This window comes from Psychrobacillus sp., assembly GCF_056205495.1.
On sequence record NZ_JBAEAP010000258.1, the window covers coordinates 1 to 4,598 of the forward strand.

At 38.7% G+C, this 4,598-nt stretch carries 4 protein-coding genes; all 4 read right to left on the reverse strand.

All coding sequences use genetic code 11. From position 1 onward, the window contains the following. Nucleotides 1-3,029: transcription-repair coupling factor (gene mfd, locus AC06OU_RS07405; protein WP_475854981.1), on the reverse strand; the 3,029-nt coding region annotated here is incomplete at its 3' end. Nucleotides 3,030-3,120: 91 nt separating this feature from the next. After that, nucleotides 3,121-3,351, reverse strand: coding sequence for an anti-sigma-F factor Fin (locus tag AC06OU_RS07410; protein WP_251556961.1), 231 nt, complete (start codon nucleotides 3,349-3,351; stop codon nucleotides 3,121-3,123). A gap of 46 nt (nucleotides 3,352-3,397) precedes the next feature. After that, nucleotides 3,398-3,961: an aminoacyl-tRNA hydrolase gene (pth, locus tag AC06OU_RS07415; protein ID WP_475854984.1), complete on the reverse strand. Its 564-nt coding sequence runs from the start codon at nucleotides 3,959-3,961 to the stop codon at nucleotides 3,398-3,400. 235 nt (nucleotides 3,962-4,196) lie between these two features. Beyond that, nucleotides 4,197-4,598: 50S ribosomal protein L25 (locus AC06OU_RS07420; protein ID WP_475854985.1), on the reverse strand; the 402-nt coding region annotated here is incomplete at its 5' end.

Sequence of the window (4,598 nt, forward strand, 5' to 3'; positions counted from 1 at the left end):
GTTTGTTTTTCTTGTATAGCTTCTTCTAGCATTTGCGTATATAGATCAAATCCTACCGAATCAATAAATCCGTGCTGCTGTGAACCCAATAGATTTCCTGCTCCTCGTATAGATAAATCTCTCATCGCTATCTTGAAGCCAGATCCAAGCTCTGTAAATTCCTTAACCGCCTGTAGCCTTTTTTCTGCTACATCAGTTAACACTTTGTCCCTTTGATACATTAAGTAGGCATAGGCCACACGATTAGAACGACCTACGCGTCCACGTAGCTGATACAGCTGAGACAGCCCCATTTTATCCGCATCATGGATGATCAATGTATTAACATTCGGGATATCTATCCCCGTTTCTATAATAGTAGTTGTCACAAGGACATCATACTCTCCCTCTAAGAAGCTGATAATGACAGACTCTAGCTCCGTCTCGGACATTTGCCCATGTGCATAGCCTACTCTAGCAGATGGGACTAACATTTGTATCTCATCAACCTTGCGAGTGATATCCTCAACGCGATTGTATAGGAAAAATGCCTGTCCTCCCCTAGCCAGTTCTCTTTCAATAGATTCCCTAACTAAGGCTCCGTTATATTCCATTACATATGTTTGCACTGGGAAACGGTTTTTAGGGGGAGTTTCAATAACGGATAAATCCCGTACTCCAATCATCGACATATGGAGGGTACGAGGAATTGGAGTGGCAGTAAGCGTTAAAACATCAACGTTTGTTTTAAGCTGCTTAATCTTTTCTTTATGCTTAACTCCAAAACGTTGCTCCTCATCCACTACCAATAGACCTAAATCTTGATATTCTACATCCTTTGACAGGATACGGTGAGTTCCAACTACTATATCCACTAGACCCTTTTTCAATCCGGTAATTGTTTCTGCCTGCTGCTTCTTTGTGCGGAAGCGGCTTAGCATCCCTACCTCAATTGGGAAGTCTTGAAAACGCTCCAACATCGTTTCATAATGTTGTTGTGCAAGAATGGTAGTAGGACATAGAAATGCTACCTGTTTCCCTTCCATCACCGCTTTAAAAGCAGCACGTATCGCAACCTCAGTTTTACCATAGCCCACATCACCACAAACTAGACGGTCCATCGGTCTTGGTCTCTCCATGTCTCGTTTAACCTCTTGAATTGTCCGTAGCTGATCCTCGGTTTCCTCATACGGGAAAGCCGCCTCAAAGGTATGCTGCATCTCTCCATCAGGCTCAAAAGCATATCCAACCTCAGCCTCACGCTTAGCATAGAGCTTGATCAGCTCATCTGCAATATCTTGAACAGCAGCCGATACTTTGGATTTTGTTTTCTTCCAATCGGTTCCGCCTAACTTATGAAGCTTTGGATCCTTTTCTCCTGAAGCAACATACTTTTGGATAAGATCTATTTGATCTACTGGTACATAGAGTTTGTCTTCGCCTCGATAACGTATATGCAAATAGTCTTTATGAATGCCGTTCACTAGCAAGGTTTCTATTCCTATATATTTCCCTATCCCATGATGGATATGTACAACATTATCTCCAGGCTTTATTTCTGAATAGCTTTTTATACGTTCAGCGTTCGTCACTTTTTGTGTACGAGATTTCTTCTTACTCTTTTGCTTAAACAATTCCGAATCCGTTATGACGGCTATTCTTTGAAGAGGCAATTCGAAACCTGCTTCCAGATCTCCCTCTACGATAAAGATTCCTGGGTTATTTAAATCATTGGTAGACGTACCAATCTGTGAAGCTATTTCATAATCTTCTAGAACTGCATGGATTTTTTGAACACGGTCTTTGCCATCTGCTAAAATAACTACTCTAAATTTACCTTGTGCAAATCTCTCAGTTTCATTTTTTAGCAGATGCATTTGTCCATGGAAATTTTGCATAGGCTTACACGAAACGCTCATCGCCTTCTTTATGACAATGCCAGAAAAAGTACGTGAAAATAATGATAGGTACACTTTGTAGTTAGAAAGCATATGAATGATTTCTTTCAAGTGGTACGACGGTTTTACACTATGGACGGTCTTCCCTTCTTCTAATAAGGAAAGATACCAATCATTTTCTTCTTTTTCCAAAGTCTCTGTTACTTCCTGGATTCTTCCAAGCTCATCGAACATAACAATTCCTTGTGGATCAAAATAACTTCCTAAAAAGCTATCTTCTTCTATTAAGGAGATGTACTTCATAAACTCCTTTGGTTGTTCTCCCTGTTTTAAAAGTTCTATATCCTGTTGTATATTTTGATAAAATTTCTCTTTAATATCCGCCAGCTTTACCTTTTTCAAGCTTTCCGCTAATGCTTCCTCGAGCTTTTGTGCTAGCATCATTTTTTTCTCTTTTGTTAAAACATATTCAGTTGCAGGTAAAATACGAACATTTTTTAATTTTTTTAATGACCTTTGATCCTCTGCTGAAAAGGTTCGAATGGAATCTATTTCTGTATCAAATAACTCTATCCGAATAGGATCTTCCAAATATAGTGGATATATATCTATAATGCCGCCTCGTAATGCAAACTCTCCTGGAGTGGTAACCATCGGCTGGCGTACATAACCCATGTCTACTAAACCTTGCAGGAAATTGTCTAATACAAGATCCTCCCCCTCCTTAAGGGAGATGGAGCTATTTTTCCAATCCTCTACGTTCCCCATTCGTTTTTTCAGACCAGACACTGGAACAATATAGACACCTTTTTTTATATTTAACATGTGATCTAATGTTTCTAAACGTTGTGCACGCAGTTCGGGGCTGGCAATAGTTATATCTGCAGCTATCAATTCATCGGCTGGGTATAAACGCACTAAGTCTTCTCCAATTAGCTTGACTAAATCCTCTGTAAGCTTTTGAGCGTGTAAAAGGTTCGGTGTAACAATCAGAATGGGTTTATCTAGTTCCTTATGAAGCATTTTAGTAAAGACAGCACGTGCACTTCCTGATAGACCCGTGATTAATGTTTGGTCTATACCATTCTCTAAATCTTTCACTAGCTTTTGCATTTGTTTATCTTCGATTAATACATTACTTAGTAATTCCATTTTCACCCACCCTTATCTAATAAACATACAAACGATTTACTCTGCAATTAAAAACAGAAAAAGGCTTTGTGCACGAAGTGTGCCAAAGCGTTTACTGTATCCATTTTTTTAATGCATAATAGCTAGGAAACTTTTGCAAAGAGGTTTGACACTCTTCACAAATACACTGTATCGTATAATCTCCCTCAGCCCCCGTTTGTATATATATGTGTTGTTCTTCTGGCTCAATATTGTGTTTTTCTAAAAAAGCCTCGTCTATGGAATCGAATGGTAGCTGACCAACTTCTGTTTCACAATGGCGACATCTATAACGAATCGGCATAGCCATTAACCCCCTTTTTAGGAAGTATAGGCTTTTACTTCAACTTTTATGCACCATTAAAAACATTCATTACTTCAAGAAAACTCTTAGTAAACCATTGTTCGCAAGCATCCGCACTCTTTTTAATCGCTAAATCAATTTCTGGTTTTTCTTCATTGGTGAAATTGGAGAGTACATAGTCTGGAACCTTCATCCCGTTTTTTGGACGGTCCACTCCTATTCGAATTCGATTAAATTCCTGTGTCCCCATATGTTGAATGATGGATTTAATCCCGTTATGACCTCCCGCACTTCCCTTTTGGCGAAGTCGTAGCTTCCCGGCTTGTAAATCCAAATCATCATAAATAACAACTAATTCCTCATCCTCAACATCAAAATAATTCATCATCGGAACGATACATTCTCCCGACAAGTTCATGTATGTTAAAGGTTTTAACAGCATAACTTTTTCAGTCCCGATATATCCTGTTCCATACATTCCATTAAATTTTGACTGATTGAGGGGAATACTTAAGCGTGTTGAAAGTTCATCTATTACATGAAAACCAATATTATGTCTTGTGCCTTCATACTGCTTGCCTGGGTTTCCTAGGCCAACGATCATTTTCATTTCTTTCCATTCCTTTTAACCTTATTTCTTTTATTTTAACATAAGAGGGATGAGTAAAGCCCATAAATCAGTTTGTTCACTTAGAACATCACCCTCTTTATAAACGAAAGAATGGAACCCAGTTCCCAAACTAATAATTGTATTGGTGCATAACTAAAGACGAGAATGTTGATAAAACATCATTCTCGTCTTTAGGATTGCTTTCATAATTTTAGTAGGGACTCGCCCTTTGGGTTTATTTCTCTGAGGATGCTTCTTCTGTTCCTTCGGCATCTGCATCAGTTTCTGTTTCAGTATCCGATTCTGTCTCCACTCTTGGAGCCGATACAGTTACTAAAGTATAGTCGTCATCTTCGACAATTTTATAATCTACTTTTTCTCGAACGTCTCCAACTGTTAGCGTATCACCGATAGCGAGATTAGTTACATCTACTTCTATAGAATCTGGAATATCGGAAGGCTTTACAATAACTGTAAGTTCTCTGTTTGGCTGTTGGATTAATCCGCCTTCTGAGACACCTACAGAAGTTCCAGTTGTGTTCACTGTTACACTTACTTCTAGTTCTTCCTTCATGTTAATCGCGAGAAAGTCCGCATGAATCATTTGTGCCTTTAATATATTCATTTGATAATCATT